Raw genomic sequence first — 19,897 nt, forward strand, 5'->3', positions numbered from 1 at the left:
GCGCTAAGCTCCAGACCGTCCACAACGACGAACAGAGCACCGGCACGACATGGCAAACATCGCAAACCGCTCACCTTGGGTTGTGAGCGTATCGGGCAAGGAAGACCAAAAATTCCGCCTCAAAAGTCAGGCACAAGCATACCTCACAAGCCTCGCTAACCCACGCGCAAAGATGCGCCAGCTTGAAACGTCCTTCGAAGTCCAAATCAAGCTCAAAGACGATAAGGGCAACACCGTCGCGCGCTCAGCCACGCATTCGACCTACGCAGCCGCAGAAAAATGGGCAAAAGAGGAAGAAGAAGCCATCAAAAGCTTGCGCGTCAATGGCGGCACGTTCAATCTCGACTTTGAGACGATGACAGTTAAGCAAGCGCTCGATAAGTGCTGGGAAGAACACTACAAGGGACGCGCTTCTGCTGATGAGAACTTGCACCGTATCCCTAAGATTGTTGAGATACTTGGCGAAGATACGCTATTGCGCCAGCTTAACAGCGAAAAGATGCTGCGCTTACGCGATACCTTGAAAGCGGAAACCTATTCCGCGTCTTCTATTCGCAACTTCTTTGCGGTCATTTCACGCACATTGCAACATGCTAAGGGCGAATGGCTTTTCCCGATTGATAACCACGCCCGAGGTATTAAGCTTGCCAAGCCACAAAATGCGAAAAACCGGCAATTTAATGGCGACGAGCGCGAGCGTCTTTTCAAAATCGTTGATAAGCGCAGCCCTTGGCTTCGCCCTATCATTGAGCTATCACTTGAAATGTCATTCAGGCGCGGCGAGCTTGTTCAACCGGCAAAGAAGAAGCGTGCTCAAGGCTTGAAAGGTGGATTGGTTTGGGAAGGCGTAGACTTTGAGCGTAATACGCTTCGCCTCTTCCAAGAAAAAAACGATTGGCAAAAGAAGAACACCGAGGAAAAAGGCAGAGTTGTTCCGATGACCGAGCGTATGCGTGAAATCTTGCTCGACCTTTATCAAAAGTCAGAAACGAAAACAGGGCTTGTTTTTTCGGCTACGGTTAATTCAGTGACGCACGCTTTTTCAGATTGCTGCAAAGAAGCCGAACCACCGATTGAAAACCTGACTTTTCACTCATGCCGTAAAATCGCTACTTACAACATATCAAAGAAAGTCCCCAACGCAATCATGCTCTCAAAGATTACGGGGCATAAAGACCTCAAAACACTCGCAGAGCGTTATTACGCAGTTCCAATGGAGGACTTGCAAGCAATGCTATCAACTGCAGATGCAACGACCATTGAGGGGCGAGGCGTGCTTGCTCTCAAGCGAGAGCTTGGCTTTGAAGATATGTTGCGCTTTCTCATAATGGTCAAGGAAACTGAGGACATAAACACGCTTCTGATTGGAACTAAACAGACAGCAGCGCCAGTCTTGCAGTGACCCATGAAGCCTCAAAAACGGGGCTTTTTTCATGCTTTTCATGTTCACTATCATCAAGTGCATCGTCTTACCTTCATCTTGATAGATTGTTGTTGACTCAGTTTATCGTCATGTCTTACAGTTGACCCGTCGCAACTTCTAACCCACTACGAAACAGCAAAAACGTTCCCTCTTTCTTGGCACTCAATCGCCGTGAAGGCTCTTAGCAAAGATTGTGTGCTTTCGCACTTGTCCCATCGGGACGCCCCGCCAAGGGAAGACCTTGAGCGACTGAACTGAGCAAGACGAACTTTTTTGAGGATAGAAAAACATGGCAGACCAACAGACCGCACCGAAGGCTTCCAATAAGGCAGCCGCAGCACTTCCCGCCGACCTCAATGGTTTGAGCATTGACGACCTTGACGCGCTCTTGAAGGCAGCAGCCGCGAAGAAAGACGAACTTGTTCAAGCCGAGCGTGAACCCGCCCTTGAACAGGCAAAGGCGCTCGTCGCTCGCTACGGCTTCACCGCAAGGGAGCTTGGTATTGCCACCGGCACGACCAAGGCAACCACCGGCACGGGCAGCAAGACCATGAGCCACCCGCTCAAATCGACCAAGGACGGCTCGAAGACTGGCGTTTGGCTCGCTCACCCGCCCGCATTTATCGAAGCCGAAGGTTGCAACACCACTTACAAGGCAGGCACTTCCGTTGACGCTTGGCTTGCAGACCCGAGCGATAAGGCGAAGAAGCTGAGTTTCTTGTATGCGCTTGAAAAGAAATATGGCGGCGCACCGAAGCCCGAGCAGCTTGGCGAGGTCACTGTTGAGGAATACTCCGCTTACAAGAAGAAGAAAAAAGCCGCCTAAAGCGACGCACGCGGAAATGAGAAAGCCCCTTTTCAGGGGCTTTTTCTTTATCGTGACTGAGAGAGTAAATAGAGAGAAAACCAAGGCTTGATGAACAAATAGGAGGCTTGAAAACTCAGAGCTTGGTAATCAGTGTCACTTATTATTCAATTTACAAAATGCGCCACCATTGTCAACCCCCAAGAGCAAAAAAAGCCCCGATTGGGGCTTTTCTATTTGGCTCAGTCAATTCGCTCGCTGCTCGTATTGATGCGCCCAAGGCTATCGTGCATGAACTGACCGAATGGCTTCACTTGTTCGCCTTTCTCTGTCGCTTCTGCTTTGTGTGCGGTGTAGTCTTTCTTCGCGTCAGCCACGGCACCAGCGAACGCTTTCTTGACTTCCCCACTACCCAAGCCCGCTTGGTCAAGCTCGCTCGCTTTGCCTGCAAACGTGCTCATTGCGTCTTGGAACTTCTCGCCAGAGAACCCGCCGCCCATCGCGTGAACCGCAGCAGCAACACCGGCACCGTATTTGTGATTTAGCTCGCGTGCGACAGCGTTGTCGACGTGTTTGTTAAATGGCGTTGAGGGGTCTTTCTCGCGTGACGCAGCGACGTTTTTGAGCATGCTTTCAGCCTCTTTGGAGCCTTCTCCACCCATCGCCTCAACAGCGTTGTTCAGATAGCCCTCATTGGCTTCCTGCTGCGCTTGTTGCGCCTCGCCTTGAATATCGGACAGACTGCGTTCCTCGCCAGTGCCACCACCATTCAGACCATCTTTCTCGCCTACGCCACCTGCCAATGCACGGTCTTTGAGGTCTTGGAACGGATTGCCTTGACCTTCGTTCTTAACGTCCTGCTTGCCGTTTGGCGTGCCAAGTTTGTTTGCGACGCCACCTACAGCTTGCATACCGGCACCCGCAGCCGCAAACGCACCTTCTGCACCACCAGCTTGACCGTATGCGCCCCATGAGTCACCCCCACCAATCCACTTCAAGATGTGGTCTGGAACTTCGTGGATAAGCCCAAAGGACTTTCTGAGCAGGATGACCACAAAGCAAGCGTAGAGGATCGGAGCAGCAATCAACTCGCCAAAAATGAGCGTGAAGAAACCGCTATCGCTTTGACTCATGATGAACGTATCGGCAAAGATGCGATTAAGCAATTGACCAAAAACGCTCACAAGCACAATGCCGCACAGCATGCCGAAAATCATCAGCACGGGGCGCAGCAGCAGAGACAAGACCAACTGATAGCCCGCAACGCCTTTACCCATCATGTCGTGCCCCTCAGGCGAGAGATGAGCCACAATCCACAGGGGACTTGCGACAATAGCCATACAGACAGACACCGCCCAACCGAATGCAGCCATGTAGAAGATAAAGGCTGGCAGCATGGGGATGACATATGCCAGCGTCATGCCGACGAGCAGCATAGGAGGAATGACGATTTTGAGGATGTCTGAAATCGTGTTTGCGATACCGGGGGTAATACCAGTTGTGACGTTTGCAAGCATCAAAAGACCGGACGCAGTAGATGCCGTGCCAAGACTATATTGCCCCATGCGTTGAACAGCCATGACGGGATTTTCGCCATCATTGAGCACGAAGCCAGCAGTATCAGTAAATGCTTTTTTAGCGAGCACGCGAGGGTCAAGACCACCTGCAACGGCGTCTTTGACTGTCTGCCACCATCCACTTTCGCTACCGCCTTCTTGCTTACCGACCCCGAAAGTAATCGTGCCCGCGCCCTTGGTGGAGTTGTAGACCTCTTGCACTTGCTTGAAGACGGTTGCTTGTATATCAGCCGTGGCCGATAAATTCATTCCACCCGCACCCGTTGCGTTTGGGATGCTCGCCGCACTGCGGTTCACCATGTCGTTGACTGACGAAAGCTTGGTGTAGAACGAGCCAGCCGTAATGAAACCGTCTTGCGTCGCAGCTTGGCTCAGTTCATTGTTGTTTTGCATTGCAAGAACAAGTTCAGATGCCTTCTGACGCAAATGCTCTTCATATGCGTCCACCGCAGTGCGCACACCCGACACATCAGTAATTTTTCCGCCCCTCAAAACGTTCGCAACGTCTTTGCTTGCCACAGGGGCGATTGCGTTGATTAAGACGCTAACTTGCTGAATATTGTCTTGGTTGATGGCTACCATTCTTTGCAGCGCGTCGCCAGTGAGCGTTAATGCGCTAAAGCCAACTAATGAGGTCGTAGGAACAGCAGGAGCGGTGAACTTCTGAATAGTGACGGTTCCGCATGTGTCAGGTCTTGCAATCACATCGTTCGTTGCGCCGAAACTGAGAACAACGTCGTTGCCGGTGTCGTTTGTTGTAATCCCGAGTTGAACGCCGTTGTAACCCAAGGTTGCGCCGTCTGGTGTGGTTTTCTCATTTTCCAAAATTGCCATGCAAAGTTCGCTTTCGTAAATCTTCAAGCCAAGCTGCATTGCCTCAGGTCGCGTTAAGCCGGTGGAGACGTATTGTTGAAGATTTTGACCGCTCATGGTCTCAGACCAAACCTTGTCAGCTAAACCAATGCCTTGCACCGCAACCCACATCACAATCGCTTGGATGACGCAGTAGCCATTAAGAAAAGGAACGATGAGAGAAATTCCTGTGCAATAGCGAATAGGTATCCAAGCCGCTGAATACTTTTTGCCGAAAATCTCACCTTCATGAGCAGTGTTCAAGATGCCACTAAACATGACGTAAGCAGCAAGCACGCCACCTACAATCAAGATGCAGCTATTGAACATACTGATTGCGGTATTGAGCGGGTCGCCGCCACCACCGAGCAATCCCCCAAAAACTCCCTTTAATACCCAAAGTGCCTTGCTATCAGGAGCAGGGTCAAAGAGATTGCCACCCAACACCCCGTCCGCGAAGGCGCTACTCGATGCCAGAAGTGACATGAGCAGCATCATTATTTTTTTCATAGAAGCTCCTTTTTTCTTATTGTTCTATCTTCCATTAAACATCAAGCATTCAAATAGTCAACAGCTATCACAACGGCCAAAACAAAAAAGCCCCAATCAAGAGGGCTTTTCTCTCCATCACTTACATTGCACCGCTTTTGAATTGAGTTGAAGCTAAATAGTCCTTCATCCATTGTGGATAAGTGGAAGGGTCCACCGTCTTTTGTGGTGTTGTCTGCACACCGGAAGAATTTTTAGTTGATGAGACGATCATTTGATTAGTTCCCTTCTTTTCATAAATCAAGCTACCAGTACCCAATGAAGAGGTTAAGCCACCCAGAGCGATGAAATCATAATCAGAAGACCCATTGACAGGCTTGAATACTTGTGTGCCATCCGAGGTCATAAACGCTTGTGTATAGTCCACGCCGTCAATTGTTAGCGTCCTGATTATGTCTTGATAGCTGATCGTGCCAATATCTGAATAACGACCCGATATAGCGAAAGTCCAACGTGAGCCAGTGGTAGATGACCAAGTATCGAGAGTTGGCTGTTCTGGCTCTGTTGGGGTGCCACTTCCTCCGTCCGTCGCACCATTGCTGATTGTGCGAACCTCACAACTTGCAGGCAGATATTTTGCGTCGGCGTTCGAGTAGCAAGCCCATCCAGCTACATCAGCCGCCATTGCGCTATTGATGCCCAAGACCTTGTCGACCATGCTGGACGCAGCAGCAACCGAAATGTCAGTGCCGCTATTGACTTGAGGTGTGAGCACGACGACCTTGCCCGCTATCTTCTCATTGACCTGATTGCCAAGCGTCGCAACAATCAATCCACCGCTTTTGATTTCAACGCTTGTGATGAACTTGCCAGATGCACCGGCAAAACCCGCATCTTGATTGCTCGGAGGATACTCACCATGATTTGCATAATATTCGGCAACGACAGGCTTCGCGCCAGCCGCCAACGTGATGCCCTCAGATAGTTGTGAGCGTATTGAATAGTCCTGATAAGCAGGTATCGCTATGGCAGCAAGACCGCCGACGATGGCGACAGTCACCATCAATTCTATAAGTGTAAAGCCAGAAGTTTTCTTCTTCATTGTAGTCTCCTCTTGTTATTGTTATGTCCTACTTAAATTAGATTAACGCATTTTTCCATCAAGTCAACGAAAGGCATTGCGTTTCATTGACGGCCAATTCAATCTAATATCAGTTGACTATCAAAAGGCAATCAATATACTGAGTAAAAAACAATAAAAAGGATCCTTATGAAAACAAAAACAAGACAAAGAGGCTTGTCTTGCATCGAGCTAAGTATTGCGTTATGCGTTGTTGCCATCGGTGCGACGAGTGCTTTTTCGAGCTTACCCTCAACATAATGCAAAAACACGTACAGCGACCCGCTGATGCTCGTGTGACGGAAACTTCATTAGATCGCGCACGAATCATTCGACATAAAGAGACTGGAAATAATTGCCAGTCTCTTTAGGGAGTGAAGCATCACAGATCTTCGATAATCTTTAGAAGCTCTCCCGTTGCATACGCGCCGTCTATGCGGTTCGTATCAAATGCCATCATATAGTGATAGCGGTAGCCCGTCTCATGAGATAGCTGATTCGCCTGAGACTCCCAAATTTTCCCAAGTTTCAGCTTACCCTTCGAATCTGAGTTATCCCTGTCATCGCCCTTAGTTTCCACAATGATTACGTTGTTGTTCTTCGTGAGCACTACGAAATCAGGGTAGTGATTCAGAAAGCCGTTGATGACAAATCCCTTGCCGCGCTCAAGGTTTCTGTGCCACCAGACAACATTTTCCAAATCAGCTACACCCCGGATAACCTTCGCTTCCAAGTTGTTAATACCGCCTTCAGTGACATATAAACTCTTGCTGATCGCAGGCGCGTTGTCGCTTGGAGCAATGCTTGCAGGGAGGGAAAACGCAGGACGAAGCGTGATTTTTTGAGTCGTCAGCCAATGACCAAACTCCTTCTCCGCATACTCATTGGCCAAGCTCTGAACCTTGTCCTTGATCAGCTTCACATAGGCATAGTCACGCTCAAGGCAATCTGACCTTTGTTCAGGACTCATCGCCTCAACTATGCGTCTGAGGTAGTGCTTTACGTCGTTGTCCTCGATAGGGTAGAAGGCGTTCTTTCCAATGAGACTAAACAGCCGCCCAACAATAGATGTGATTTGCCCTGATGGTACTTGGCTTTTGATGATATTGTTGAGCCGTTCCTTCTCAGCTTTCTTCACTGCCTTAAAAGCTGGCGCACTTTCCCCTTTTCCGATCTCTTCAGCATCCACGGCATACACATCAGCCTCAATCGCGGTGAAATTCACCGTCGCATCGAGATTTGCCAAGACGAAGTTGGACAGCAAATTCTCCTTCGCAAGCTTGTGCCACTCGTCGCCGCTGTCGAAGAAGCCTCCATCAGAAGGAAGTTTGATGAAGAACTGAGGAATTTCAATAGCCTTTGCTGACTCTTCGAACATTGGTTTTATTTTGTGCTCGTTCATATACGATTTGAGTTCGTCAGGACAACTATCGCCAGTGGTGGCATTCGCTTGTTGCTCAAACTGTTGAGCTTGTGCGAGCGCTTGCGCCTTGATTTCCTCAACAGCCGTAGTATCGCCAGCACTGTCAATCGCGCTTTTGGTAGCCGCATCCCCTGCCGCTTGTTGGATGGCCTGCTCTTCCCAATTTGGGTTCAGCTTGCTCTTCTCTACTTCAATCGCCGTGTCTGCGGAGGACTCGGAAACAGTCCCGCCCTCTGGAGTTTCAGCAGTTGACGTAAGAGAAAGCTGGTGCTGGGTGCCTGGAACGGCAGCCTCGTCTTCCAGAGCAAGCGACGACAGATCCACTTCCCGGTAGTCACGTTTGGAGAAACCAGCCTTGTTTAGACCGGCTACAACCTGATTCAACGTGTTTTGGAAGTGGTTGGATGAAGTGAAAACATAGCTCAGATTGAGCAATTCAGTGCTGTGCTTTCGCGTGTATGGCATACGAAGCACACGCCCCAAAATCTGAGTGACGTCAACTACCGATGACTTGTTTGCCAACGTCGCAAGCACATATGCAAACGGGCAATCCCAGCCTTCTTTTAGGGCATTTACGGTAATGATGTAGCGAATCTCACAGCTACGATCCAACAAGTTTACGTCTTTTTTTAACTCGTTGAGGTTGGCAGTCTTAATTGCAATTTGCTCAGCAGGAATGTTCAGGTCCAGAAGAATTTCACGGACTTTCGTAAAAGTGGTTGTATCGTCTTTGTTCTTCGGCTCCGCTTGGAACAAGACAATAGGACGAATATAGCCGCCGCCTTTAGCTTCAGCTTTCTTGGCAAATTCTTCCAACTGACGACGCATGTTCAGGGCCGCCATAATTACCTCTTCCTGAGTGCGCTGGTTAGCTACGATCACGGGAAGCTTGACCATGTTCTGCTTTTTCAAGCGCAGCGCATCAACATAGCTAATAATGTTGCTGTTCTCGCGTGGCGTCGCAGTCAGGTCAAAAATGAAACTCGGATTCAAGTTGCGAAGCATGTCGACGGACAACGTGCTTTCTGCATTGTGGCTCTCGTCAACCACCACCACCGGCTTGAGGCTACGCATGACATTGATGAGAGCAGAAGGGTCGGTTCCTTCCAGTGGCTCAACCACCTCACTATCATCATTGAGAAATGAGGCAAGGTAGCCATTCTCCTGAAACGCTTTGCGGTTCTCCTTATTAGTAGCTTTCAGTGAGTCAAACGACATGACGACAATGGAAAGCTGCTCGCGCACTGTGTCGGCATTGAAACCAGCACCTTGGAGCACATCAGCCTTCTCATAAATTTGAACACGGCCATTAAACAAGTCATTCAACCGCTGACGGTAGGGATGATCGATGTTCGATAGGTTCTTGACGGTCTGTTCTAGGATCGTCAGCGAAGGGACCAGCCAAACCACAAACTTTGAGCGTGTTGGGTTGTATTCCGCAAATGCCGAAAAGATTCTGTCCAGCGCGTTGACCGCAATGAAAGTCTTGCCTCCAGCAGTAGGCACCTTCACGCACACGTGGGGGACTTCCTTGACGTTGTTCTTATAGATCTGGTTCAGAACGCCCCGGTCTTGCCAATACTTTGTAAAAGCCTTAGTCAAGTGCCCCTGACATTCCAGCAGCGTATCTAAATATTTGCCAAGATCTGTCAGAACTTCAGCTTGATAATCTTTGAGTTCCATATTTCTTCTCAGAATCGCGTGATGTCACGTGGGATACGCTTGAACGTGATCGAGTGCTTGTACAGAAACTCCTTGTCCAAGGCACACTTGTCCGCGTAGATCACGAACTGCTCAGGTCTGGAAGGCAAACTCTTGATGTTCAGAGCAGCAAGGAAATCAATATCAAGTGTCGTGACTCGATCTTTCTCATAGTAGAAGACCCAAAAGGCAGTGTCGGTTGCCCCCAAAGCATAAGGGCTAATTGCGTTGTCTTTGGCAAACTGTTGCGAAGCCGGGATGCTCTCTGTGTAGGCAACATAGTCTCGTATAGCCGCTTCGCCTACATCCTCATTCAGATTCTTGTCTTCCTTGAACAGCGTAGGACCCAGCTCAAAGAAGTCAAAACCACCGCCCGTGCCTTGAACGAACTTCGCTTCTTCACCGTAGCCGGTGATGACCCGACGCACACGCTCCGCTGTCACGTCTTCCGCATAGTCCATCATTTCACAAAGGATGAACTGGCGACGACCACTGTCTTGTTCATTCAACTTCAGAACAGCTTGTGCTGTTGTGCCACTGCCGCCGAAGGAGTCAAGAATGATTGCCTCGTCGTTGTCACAAAGCTCCAAACAGTCAACAATCAGGTCGACAGGCTTAGGGAATTCAAAGCGTGTAGCAAGACCGAGACGACCAAGCTCAGTTGTGCCTTGCTCGCTGATGTACTTGGTTTCCGTCCAAATGGACTTCGCCTTCACCGTTTCTTTCCTGTACTTTTCAAATACGCGCCATGCACCCTCCCGGGTCTGCCGGGCATACAAGAATTCAGTTGTCTTGTCTTTGGTCTTTAGGACAAACTTATCTTTTCCCCAGCGCCAGCAACTCTCAACGCCTTCGCTGTTATATGGCTCAATCTTAAAAGAGTTTTCATGCTCTTCCAATGAAACAAGATAGTTTCCATCCTTATCAACCTCACTTGGGCGTGCATAGATGGGATAAAAGAGATTCGGACGATTGAATCGACCAAATTTAGGGTTTCGGTTGCGAAGCTCCCTTGATGAATAGCTACCAAAGCTATCTCTTTCAGGCAGGTTAGTTCCTTCGGTCGACAACTCACCCAGTTCAGCAAGACTTGTCTTACCAAAGCAGAGAAGATACTCATGAGTTTTGGCAATCTGCTTGTAGGTTTGTCCGCGCTTATTGGATTGAACGATGATCTGAGCCAAAAAATTTGACTCACCAAAAATCTCATTCATCATCAAGCGGAAGTGAAAAATTTCGTTATCGTCCAGACTAACAAAAATTACTCCATCAGAAGCCAAAAGTCGATGCAATAGCTTCAAACGCGGATACATCATGCAAAGCCATTTATCGTGTCGACTTAGGTCTTCGCCTTCCTTACCCACCACCAGCCCCAACCACCTCTTAATCTTCGGATCATTTACCGCATCGTTGTAAGCCCAACCTTCATTGCCAGTATTGTAGGGGGGGTCAATGTAGATGCAATTCACCTTGCCCTCAAACTCTGGTAGCAGACTTTTCAGCACCTCAAGATTGTCGCCATGAATGATTCGATTGCCCGTGGAGTTGGCAGGAGCGCCATCCTTGGCGATAAAACTGTATTTCTTGTCTAGCAAGCGAAAAGGTACGTCGTAGTGGTGATTAACCACCTTGTCTTTCCCCACCCAATGGAGTGTTGGCATATATCCGTCTTATCTGTTTGGCTGGTGACAGTCCACCAGCATCATCGTCATTAAGTTCTTTCTGGGATGCTACCCGCCCGCGCCCTTGTTACTTCACTTCCAGCGCATCAAGAACTCCTTCAGATCGCTTCCCATACTTTCAAACTCAAAAGGTATCGCCACCTCGCGCAAGCGCTCAATGAGGTAGCGCGCAAACTGTCGCATGTGTCCATTGTCTTGCGCCTTTGCCAGCATGTAGAGCGCGAACACCGAGCAGATTGCAGGCACCGAAAAACCTTGCTTGTCCTCATACGCCTTGGCAATCGCTGCAGCACCCTCACGCATAGTCAGCACGCGCTCAAACCATAGCTGGTGACTTCGACGCCCGACCGGCAGCGCATCGAGCGAAGGAAAGCCCTCAGGCGGCTTATCAAAGCCTTCCGCGAAGTCTTCAGGCACGAACAGCACAGAGAGCGCTACGGCGCGTTGAGCAAAGTCCCAATCGGGTTGCCCATACGTCGCGTCAATGAAGCCATAAAACAGCGCCTTGGACACCTTCGCGTCCCCTGAGAAGACCGACCAAAGGGGGATGCCCTCAATGCCTGTATAGAAGCGCTCAGCCGTGCCAGCGAACACCGCTTCTACGGCATCCACCGTCTTGCTCAGTGGCGCACGCTCACCAGCGAGGTAATCCGCCCACACATCGGGTTCGATTGCGAGCCTTGCCAACTTCCCCGTGGACGAGCGGCACGCAGCCAGAAACGCCGCCTTATCCCCATACCCCGCCTCGAACATGACTTCCCGCGCCCAATAGCGAGTGCGCAGCCACGCCAAGTCTTTCGACCAGTTTTCGTGCCTCATGGATTTTTCGACTTGTCAAGACATAAGCGCGCTTTTTGCGTTTGTCAAGACCATCTAAGAAAAGCTCAGATTTTACAGACTTCTCACATGCCCTGTTGACAAAACCAAGAAGCCGACACGATGCGTCCCACAACAACGAAGGAGTAAGACATGAATATGACGACCGAAGAACCATTCGACGTGCCATTTACGATAATTCTCACGCTGGGCGACTACACGAACTCAAAGACGTACAAACTCAAGGCATGGGGCAAGTCACCATCTGCTGCGGCTCACAACTTACAAAAGGAATTGATGGGGGAAGATGATAAGCTCTCGTTTGAAAAGCTGGAGCTTCTATACAAATACAGCAAGCTTAAGCTTGTCAACTAATGCAAGCGCTAAAAATAAGCGAACAGCCCCGTTTCGGGGCTATTTTTTTTGCGCGCTCGCTTCAAATCTTTATTCTGCTTACTCGATAGCCCTTAACGGGCAATTTTCCTTGCAGTTTGGCTTTTAGTCCCACCATCACCTCGACTTCCTGCCAAATCTCTTCTTGACCTTGTTCGACAAATCGGCGCTCTATGCCGCTTGTGTTATATCGCATGAAGCCGCCGATGTGCTCACGCGCACTTCCTGTTTTGAACAGACTTGCGCGCTCGCTACTGTCAATGTCGTATTCCGAATGGGTAAGCTCATACCCATTCCATGAGTAGCGCTTTACGAAGCAATCGGGAGTTGCCTCATCAAAGTCCCCAAATGCCTTGAAGTAAGCAAGAAAATCATCCATGCGCGGACGCGCCACTTTTACTTTGCCACCTCTCTTGTTTTTGTTCTTAGCCACGTCACCATCCTATCAATGTCTTCATAGCAAAACAAAATTCAATTCATTTGTCAAATCGACCCTGCGCCCATTTTTAACTCTTAATCGGATGTAGACTTTATCCCGTACTTCGCGCTATCTTTCCTTAATGGTTTGTTGGCTTTTTCTTCCCGCTACGCTCTTGCTCTTGCTCTTGCTCTTGCTCTTGCTCTTGCTCTTGCTCTTGCTCTTGCTCTTGCTCTTGCTCTTGCTCTTAATAGGTTAGTGGCTTAGCGCCACATCAGCCACTGTCAAGAAAACATGCTTAATTCGCGCTTTGTGCCGTTTCTATCATTATCTAATGGATATGGCTCAACACCATAAAAATTCGCTTAAATCGAGTTTTTTGCATTGCTTGCGATTTTCTGAATTGTTCTCCTTCTTGCGCACTCAATCGCCGTGGAGGCTCTTTTTGAGGTCCCTTCGGGGCTTCTTGTCCTACGGACGCTCAGCTACGCAACCAATTTCTACTCGCAAGTCTTCGCCCCACAGGGGCATAGCCATGAGGCGTCATGGCGCACATTCCCAGGAAACAGCCCGCACGGCATTTGAGTGCATTAAAGACAGACTAAAAGCCACTCATACAGGCTCATGGCGTCCTCGACGCTACCAACACCCACCCAAAGACATACGACGCGCCTACGAGCGCATTAGCGCCGTCGCGTCAGACAAAAAGACATTGCCACCGCACACACAACTGGCATGCCTTCATATCATCTCAATAGTTAAATGCGCTTTAAGCGCCCAACCGATTAAGAAGAGAGATGAAAATAGAAAAGAAGATACTGCGAGAGCAGTTAAATAAGAAATAAGAAGGAGCGCGCCCGCAAACCCTTGATTTACAAGGGCACTTTCTCAAACTACCTATCACATAGATGATAGGCTAACCTATCACCCTGGGTGATAGGTAGTTGATTATTTTTTGAGCACGTTTTGCGATAGGTTGAAGCGCATTTGATAGCCTAAACAATCGCCGTTGATAACCGTTTAATCAGCGAAAAGTTGTTTTTGCGGTATTGACAAACGCAAAAAAATGGTTAATTTAATTGATAAGACCTTTATCACCAATGATAGGCTAGCCAATCAAATAGGAGAATAACATGAGAAGCGAGGCGGAATTAACGAGGCAGATAGTTGACAATAATACAGGCGAAGTATTGACAGAGAAGGGATTGCCAAAGAACCACAACTTTGTGATGTTCTTTCGTGAAGAAATGAAGAGCATGCGAGCCTTGGCATCCAAAGACCCAAAGGCATGCTGCATGCTTTTCACTATGGCTGAGCACATGGGGGAGAACAATTCCCTTGTCGTTTCCCGCGAAACACTATCCGAGCTACTTGGCTTTTCACTTCCTACCGTCGATAGGAAGCTCAAATACCTTAGAGACAACAATTTCATCTCCGTTGTCAAGTCAGGAAACATGAACGTATATCTGATAAACGCACGACTCGCATGGACAACCTACGCAAACAATCGTAAGTATGCTCAATTCAATGCCACCGTTTTGATTGGACAGAATGAGCAAGACGAGCGTTACACGACTATTAAAAAGACTGTAAGCAAGCGTATTACGGTCTCTTGATGATGAGGGTTGTCTCAGACATGAGACTTGTGAGTATCAGCAGCCGTGAGACTCGCAGAATAAAAAAGACCCGCTTACGCGAGCCTTTTCTTACAACGAACAATAGGAACCAATCTTTGATGCTAACAAGCAAGTTATAAGCCATTTATGCAGCTTGTCAAGCTCTCATAAGAATAACAACAAGGAGCGACAATGAAAACGAAAACAATGTTACTGAGCGCAGTCATAGCGCTTGCCGTGCAATCCCAAGCCCACGCGGGTTGCACGGTTATCGGCGACCGCACAGCGGATGGAATAGCCCGTCATCTGAGTGCCGCTTGCACGCACTTCACTGAGCCATACATGGACGCCCAGCGCGCCCATGAGAAATCCAACTCAGCCTTCATAGACGACATTGTGATTGTCTCGCTTGGCTCATTTACCTCGCCAGCCGACGCATATCACGCCCAATGGCTACGCGGCATCATCACCGCGCAACGTGTGATTTGGGCGATCCCTGAGAGCAATGCGCAACTCGTTGACTACGCCAAGCAGCGCAGGAGCAGCGACGTCGACAGGCTCTATGTCATCCCAACACGTTTTATGAACAGCAACGGCAATGCCCTGAGCGAAGCGAACTATCGCTTTGTCGCGCAGCAGATTGAGGGGCTTGCACGATGATTGAGCTACTTGTCTACACCACCAGCGGCATCGGAGCGGCATATTGCTTGTGGCAGCTTGCCGAAGGCAACCGCGGCCGCCAGGTCGAGCGCATCCAGATTGACCTTATCCCCTATGACATGCATGCCTACAACGTGCGCTCTCGCATTTCTGAGAGCCAATGGCGCAAGGTCGCGCAGATAACACACCAAGCAGCTTCCCGCACCAAAGACCCCGACCAATACCGTTGCGAGATTTGCGGCGAGCGAGGCGACGAGCAAAAGCCTTATCGCCCTCATCCCGTGGAGTGTCATGAGCTTTGGGAGTTCGACGCCGAAGAGCGCATACAGCGCCTTGCTGGCTTGCTCAGTATCTGCCCCGCATGCCACCGCGTCTATCACTTCGGCAAAGCCACGGCAGACGGCTATGAAGAGCAAACCAAAGTCCACTTGATGAAGGTGAACAAGTTGAGCGAAGGCGAGGCAGACACCTACGTTGAGCAAGCCCGTGACACGGTGCGCGCACGAAAAGGCGTTTGGCAGCTTGACTTGACCTACCTCAATCGCCCCGAGTTCGCCTTTCTCAATACGAAGTTCACAAATAACGAGCGCTGGAACTGCAAAGTGACCGGCAACAACCATTAACCACAGGAGACAAACATGCTCACAGACTCACAACTAACCCGCTTTTTCAAGGACAAGACAGACCTCACATTTAGCGACTTTAACTACCACCGCAGCGGCGACTACCACGCCATCACCAACACAACCGGAAAGACCGTTTTTGCGGGTCATTACGCAGACTTCATGTGCAAGATGACAGTCAAGCCCGACAGCCCCGAAAAAGGTCGTGTTCATGAAGAATTGGAGCGTGCATATAGTGCCGAAAGACTTCAAGACCGCTTGACAAGCAAGCTTCCAGTCAATGAGCCGGCCAGAAAGCTTGCAGTAGTTCGCGGCAAGATTTGAGAGCACGGCAAAGCGATGATGTCAAGACCATCTGAGAAAAGCTCAAATTTCTCAGACTTCTTAGATGGTCTGTTGACTGTCAGCGCAAAGAAAGACAATTCCAACAACAATCAAGAAGATAGAAAAAAGTGTTTTTTGTCTTGCCTTTTTACCGTCCATCGCCAAGCGGAAAAAGAACTGACTTTTACTATTGCTTTTTATCACAATGATTGTAATTTATGAACATCGAACTTACTTAGGAGAAACCATGGCAATGACACGAAATCCAGAACACGCAGTCCGCATCAAAGACGCAATCAGTCTCTTGCAAGATTGCATCACCAAGGGCGAAAAAATCAAAATCAACCCCACCACCGTTTCAGAATACAGTGGATTGACGCGAGCTATCGTCTATAACCACCCACTGATGCGTCAGCACATCAACCGCCGCGAAAGCAGAAAGAAAGCGGCATTACTCGATAGCTATATCGAAACTCTGAAAGATGGCTACTTCGAGCATCACGAAAATCTTGATGACGTGCGCAAATCGTTCAAAAATGACCGTTTCGATACGGATAGTGGCGTCTTGCAACAGGCAATCAATCTGCTCATTAAAGACAAGATTATCGTGCCGCATTTGACTCAGCCTAACACATACATTAAGGCAGCGCAGGATATTAACCGCGCCACAGCGCCTGAAGTTATCTATGCGCTCATTGTGGTCAAGGGAAAGCACCAGAGTGTTATGAGCGAAACCGAGCTTGATGCACTGATTGAGTCAATCTTGATGAAAGACCCCGCAGCCGAAGTCGATGTCTACAAGAAGGTAGAGACAGTCAAGATGCAAGTTGTGAGGCAAGCCGCTTAAATGCGCCAACTGTGCCGTGCACTCAGGAAGATAGAACCGAAGCCCCGCAGAGGGGTTTTTCCTTTGCCGGTAGAGTCTACCCACCACTCACGCACTCAATCGCCGTGAAGGCTCCTTTTTGAAGGTATGCCCTGACGCAGCAGGGCATGTCCTACGGAACCGCACACCGAGGCAGAGGAAGCCGCCCAGCGGCGTGCCATGAGGCGTCATGGCGCACATTCCCAGCGGGACACCCCCGAAGGCAGGCAGACAGTAAAAAAGCCCCGCATGGGGGCTTCTATCCATCAAGACAGGCATTCACGCCAGAGAGCGCACATACAGCGCATGCTCCCGCGCTTGGTCAAGAGCATCCGAATGCGTTAGCTCTACTGAGCGGAAGCGCCCGAGGTTCAGCCGTTCATGCAAACCGAGCAGATATTCAGGCAGTTCCAGCAGCCCTTGCTTGTGCGCTTCCCCGAGCACCGCGACATTGGGGAAGAAATACTTCGCTTGCGCCTTGACCGTTTTCAGCAGTTCAGCCAGCGACTTGTCCACGCCTATCACACTGCCATGCTTACCCGCGTGATACTGAACATCGAGGCGAAGCGTGCGTGCCTTGGGTTCCAAAAAAAAGTTGTTGACCTCGCACACAGCCTGCCGCTTGTCGCGTTCAGGCAGCAAAGCCACACCGACAGGCACCACATTGTTGATGACCTGATACCTGCCATCAGCCGCACACAGAACGGCAAACGTTCCAGTGCTCGCCGTTTCCCTGACAAGCTGGTTTCCCGACGCGCCCGCGACCTTGGCAATCTCTTCAAAACGCTCATCATGCCGACCGTCATACGCTGGACGAACGATAAAGACGACTTTACGCACCGTTCCATACTTCTTGATGAGCGTGAGTATTTTAGTGAGCTTTATTTGTCCTGAGTCATGCAAAAGGATGGTTGCCTTCTTGCACACAAAGACCGCCACATAGCATGTTTGAACATTGGCAGTAAAGATACCTCTTGCATTATCATCCGCCTCAATGATACCCATGCCATCTTGACCAATTTCTACGTAGCCCTCAAAAGACATATCCCCGCTCCACGTTAAGTTTATTGACATTCTACACTGGCGCAGCACCCTTGTGCCGTTTATCGCAAAGTCTACCAATCGTCAAATAGAATACCTTTCTCTATTGCCTTTTATCGCGCTGCCTGTATATTAAAGACACGAACAAACAAAACAGGAGACAATCATGCAATTCATTCAATTCGTAGCTTTCATCTTTGCCATTCTCATTTTTTGCGTAGGCGCAGCCATCACTTACGAAAAACTCAAAGAAGGTCAATTTTTTGAGTTCATATACAGAGCGGCATTCTACGCTGCAGCGGTTCCAATCATCGTGATACAGAAAGCGTTTGGCAGATAATCAAAAGCCCCTCACAGGGCTTTTTCAATTAAAAGACATTGCCTTTCTTGACAAAAGAATTTCTTTTCGATAGATTAAATTTATACCACTTTAAAAGGAGACACCATGAAAGAAGAGCAAAGTAAATTGCAAATCAAGTTGCCTGAGAGCTTGCACAAGCACCTCAAGAAAAACGCTAACGCAAACAAACTATCTATCAAAGAGTTTATTGTTAGAGCAGCTTTGGATAAGTGCGACACATACGACGACGAGAAGAAGCTAAGTTTTCACAAGCGACACAAGCAGTAATCAGTAAAAAGCCAATAAGACAAAAACAACAATAGGAGAACTACATGGCGACCAAAAACCACCCAGCGCAGAGCACCGCACCCGCAGCGCCTGCACCATCAATGGCAGGACTCATCAAGCGCAAAGTCGTTGCACAGCCTGAAAACACGGCATACATCTACATCAGCGACCGAGGCGACGGCGGCAAGAGCACGGCCGCTATCGCAACGGGCACGTTCCTTCGCGCAATGAGCGAACCGACAGACATTTATTGCTGCGACGCCGACCACCAGCAAGTGATGGAATACTTCGGGCAGCGTGACGCCTCAGGCGAGTTGCTACCGTCTGAGAACGACGACAACAAAGACAGTGATAGCGCCAAGCAAAACCCCACCATCGGCGCGTCTTACTTCAATATTCGCACAGACGGACAGCAACTTGTCTCGAAACTTCGTAGCCCATCGAAATACAAAGTCTTTGACATGCCAGCCGCATCCATTGACGAGCTACCAAAGTATTTCGACAGCCCCGCAACGTTCCTAAAAGCGTTCCAGAGCACAGGCACGAAGTTAGTCTTCGTCATGCCCCTTGTCGACACCGACAAGTGCATCAAGTCCATCGAGAAGATTAAGCGCATGTTCTACGACAACAATACGATGGACGTGAGCTTACAATTCGTCCTCGTCGTTGCGCACTCCCTTTGCGAGAACGTAAAGGCAGTGCTGCGCGAAGCGCACGCCAACGAGACAATCACTTTCCTGAGTGGCAAAGGCATTGCTCGCGTCATAGAAGTGAAGACCATTTTCAACAAAGGCTTTGCGGAAATCATCAAGCCTGACGAACAAAGAGCCGTGAATAATTGGCTCGAAACCTTCCAGAGCGGCAACCTTCCCTTGGAGCATGAAATCGCGCTCGAAGGCTTCTTGCAGGAATGGGCATCAATAGTTGAGTCCATGAAGTAAGCGAAGCAACCCGAGCAGAAAAAAGCCTCATACACAAGGGCTTTTCTTCATTTATCGCTCGAAGTTGCATTTGGTCTTTCAAGCCTTGTGTGATAGCAAATTGCTATTACAGTGCTCTTATGAACATAGGAGCCAAACATGGAACAAGAACTATTTTTTACCCGCGTTGAACTCGGTAGCGAAATCGTGACCACCCCAACGCTCAGCAAGTTTGAAGTAACACACCTACGCCTTGTCGCCATCGGGCAAGGCAACGTCTTGACCCACATTGCAGACGTGAACCTGATGAGTGACAAAATCCTCTACGATGACACTCGCTCACCAAATCGCGCTTTTTCAGTTGTCGTATGCGAGCCTGAGCTATTTGATACGCACCACGAAGAACTCGAAGCCTACGTGCAATTCCTACTTGATACCTACTATCCTGCCAGCCCCGTAATCAAGCTACCAGCAGGGCAGATGAGTTACTAACCTCATGTCGATATAGCCAAAGCCCCACA

19 protein-coding genes are annotated in these 19,897 nt (G+C 49.2%); 12 read left to right on the top strand and 7 right to left on the bottom strand.

The genetic code is table 11. The features are described from left to right. Positions 1-49: 49 nt before the first annotated feature. Both PMO31116_RS02430 and PMO31116_RS02435 read left to right on the top strand, forming a co-directional pair. A complete protein-coding gene (locus PMO31116_RS02430) occupies positions 50-1,402 on the top strand; it encodes a tyrosine-type recombinase/integrase (protein WP_150565288.1) in 1,353 nt (450 codons plus the stop codon). Between the two features lie 310 nt (positions 1,403-1,712). Next, entirely contained in the window at positions 1,713-2,249 is a 537-nt protein-coding gene (locus PMO31116_RS02435; RefSeq protein ID WP_150565289.1) for an H-NS histone family protein, read from the top strand. Positions 2,250-2,470: 221 nt separating this feature from the next. On the opposite strand, the gene PMO31116_RS02440 is transcribed toward PMO31116_RS02435, so the two are convergent. The 5 genes from PMO31116_RS02440 to PMO31116_RS02460 form a co-directional block, all read right to left on the bottom strand. Continuing rightward, entirely contained in the window at positions 2,471-5,155 is a 2,685-nt protein-coding gene (locus PMO31116_RS02440) for a DotA/TraY family protein (RefSeq protein WP_174970761.1), read from the bottom strand. A 133-nt stretch (positions 5,156-5,288) separates the two neighbouring features. After that, positions 5,289-6,248, bottom strand: coding sequence for a pilin (locus tag PMO31116_RS02445; RefSeq protein WP_150565291.1), 960 nt, complete (start codon positions 6,246-6,248; stop codon positions 5,289-5,291). Positions 6,249-6,648: 400 nt separating this feature from the next. Next, on the bottom strand, positions 6,649-9,372 hold the full coding sequence (locus tag PMO31116_RS02450) for a DEAD/DEAH box helicase (protein WP_150565292.1): 2,724 nt from the start codon (positions 9,370-9,372) through the stop codon (positions 6,649-6,651). An 8-nt stretch (positions 9,373-9,380) separates the two neighbouring features. Continuing rightward, a complete protein-coding gene (locus tag PMO31116_RS02455) occupies positions 9,381-11,051 on the bottom strand; it encodes a site-specific DNA-methyltransferase (protein ID WP_150565293.1) in 1,671 nt (556 codons plus the stop codon). Positions 11,052-11,144: 93 nt separating this feature from the next. Further along, complete coding sequence (locus PMO31116_RS02460) at positions 11,145-11,891, bottom strand: hypothetical protein (protein WP_150565294.1); 747 nt, start codon at positions 11,889-11,891, stop codon at positions 11,145-11,147. Positions 11,892-12,041: 150 nt separating this feature from the next. Between PMO31116_RS02460 and PMO31116_RS02465 the strand changes: the two genes are divergently transcribed. Next, complete coding sequence (locus tag PMO31116_RS02465; RefSeq protein WP_150565295.1) at positions 12,042-12,263, top strand: hypothetical protein; 222 nt, start codon at positions 12,042-12,044, stop codon at positions 12,261-12,263. 61 nt (positions 12,264-12,324) lie between these two features. Here PMO31116_RS02465 and PMO31116_RS02470 read toward each other — a convergent pair whose 3' ends face one another. Then, a complete protein-coding gene (locus PMO31116_RS02470) occupies positions 12,325-12,714 on the bottom strand; it encodes a hypothetical protein (protein ID WP_150565296.1) in 390 nt (129 codons plus the stop codon). A 1,118-nt stretch (positions 12,715-13,832) separates the two neighbouring features. Here PMO31116_RS02470 and PMO31116_RS02475 point away from each other — a divergent pair. From PMO31116_RS02475 to PMO31116_RS02495, 5 genes are all read left to right on the top strand, one after another. Beyond that, positions 13,833-14,315: a replication/maintenance protein RepL gene (locus PMO31116_RS02475; RefSeq protein WP_150565297.1), complete on the top strand. Its 483-nt coding sequence runs from the start codon at positions 13,833-13,835 to the stop codon at positions 14,313-14,315. Positions 14,316-14,507: 192 nt separating this feature from the next. Continuing rightward, positions 14,508-14,975: a hypothetical protein gene (locus PMO31116_RS02480; protein WP_150565298.1), complete on the top strand. Its 468-nt coding sequence runs from the start codon at positions 14,508-14,510 to the stop codon at positions 14,973-14,975. Beyond that, positions 14,972-15,598: a hypothetical protein gene (locus tag PMO31116_RS02485; protein ID WP_150565299.1), complete on the top strand. Its 627-nt coding sequence runs from the start codon at positions 14,972-14,974 to the stop codon at positions 15,596-15,598. Before PMO31116_RS02480 ends, PMO31116_RS02485 begins: the two co-directional genes overlap by 4 nt. A 15-nt stretch (positions 15,599-15,613) precedes the next feature. Continuing rightward, positions 15,614-15,922 carry a hypothetical protein gene (locus PMO31116_RS02490; protein ID WP_150565300.1) on the top strand — a complete coding sequence of 103 codons (309 nt, stop codon included), beginning with the start codon at positions 15,614-15,616 and terminating at the stop codon, positions 15,920-15,922. Between the two features lie 247 nt (positions 15,923-16,169). Then, positions 16,170-16,769 carry a hypothetical protein gene (locus tag PMO31116_RS02495; protein WP_150565301.1) on the top strand — a complete coding sequence of 200 codons (600 nt, stop codon included), beginning with the start codon at positions 16,170-16,172 and terminating at the stop codon, positions 16,767-16,769. A 297-nt stretch (positions 16,770-17,066) separates the two neighbouring features. On the opposite strand, the gene PMO31116_RS02500 is transcribed toward PMO31116_RS02495, so the two are convergent. After that, complete coding sequence (locus tag PMO31116_RS02500; RefSeq protein ID WP_150565302.1) at positions 17,067-17,831, bottom strand: hypothetical protein; 765 nt, start codon at positions 17,829-17,831, stop codon at positions 17,067-17,069. Positions 17,832-17,994: 163 nt separating this feature from the next. Here PMO31116_RS02500 and PMO31116_RS23590 point away from each other — a divergent pair, with 163 nt between their 5' ends. The 4 genes from PMO31116_RS23590 to PMO31116_RS02515 all read left to right on the top strand — a co-directional run bounded on the left by PMO31116_RS23590 (position 17,995) and on the right by PMO31116_RS02515 (position 19,868). Then, positions 17,995-18,168, top strand: a complete 174-nt coding sequence (locus PMO31116_RS23590) for a hypothetical protein (RefSeq protein WP_174970764.1) — start codon at positions 17,995-17,997, stop codon at positions 18,166-18,168. Between the two features lie 105 nt (positions 18,169-18,273). Beyond that, on the top strand, positions 18,274-18,456 hold the full coding sequence (locus PMO31116_RS02505; RefSeq protein WP_150565303.1) for a hypothetical protein: 183 nt from the start codon (positions 18,274-18,276) through the stop codon (positions 18,454-18,456). A gap of 44 nt (positions 18,457-18,500) precedes the next feature. After that, on the top strand, positions 18,501-19,397 hold the full coding sequence (locus PMO31116_RS02510) for a hypothetical protein (protein WP_150565304.1): 897 nt from the start codon (positions 18,501-18,503) through the stop codon (positions 19,395-19,397). A 138-nt stretch (positions 19,398-19,535) separates the two neighbouring features. Continuing rightward, positions 19,536-19,868, top strand: coding sequence for a hypothetical protein (locus PMO31116_RS02515; protein ID WP_150565305.1), 333 nt, complete (start codon positions 19,536-19,538; stop codon positions 19,866-19,868). Positions 19,869-19,897 lie beyond the last annotated feature (29 nt).

The organism is Pandoraea morbifera (genome assembly GCF_902459575.1).
In the GTDB taxonomy this organism is placed as follows: Bacteria; Pseudomonadota; Gammaproteobacteria; order Burkholderiales; family Burkholderiaceae; genus Pandoraea; species Pandoraea morbifera.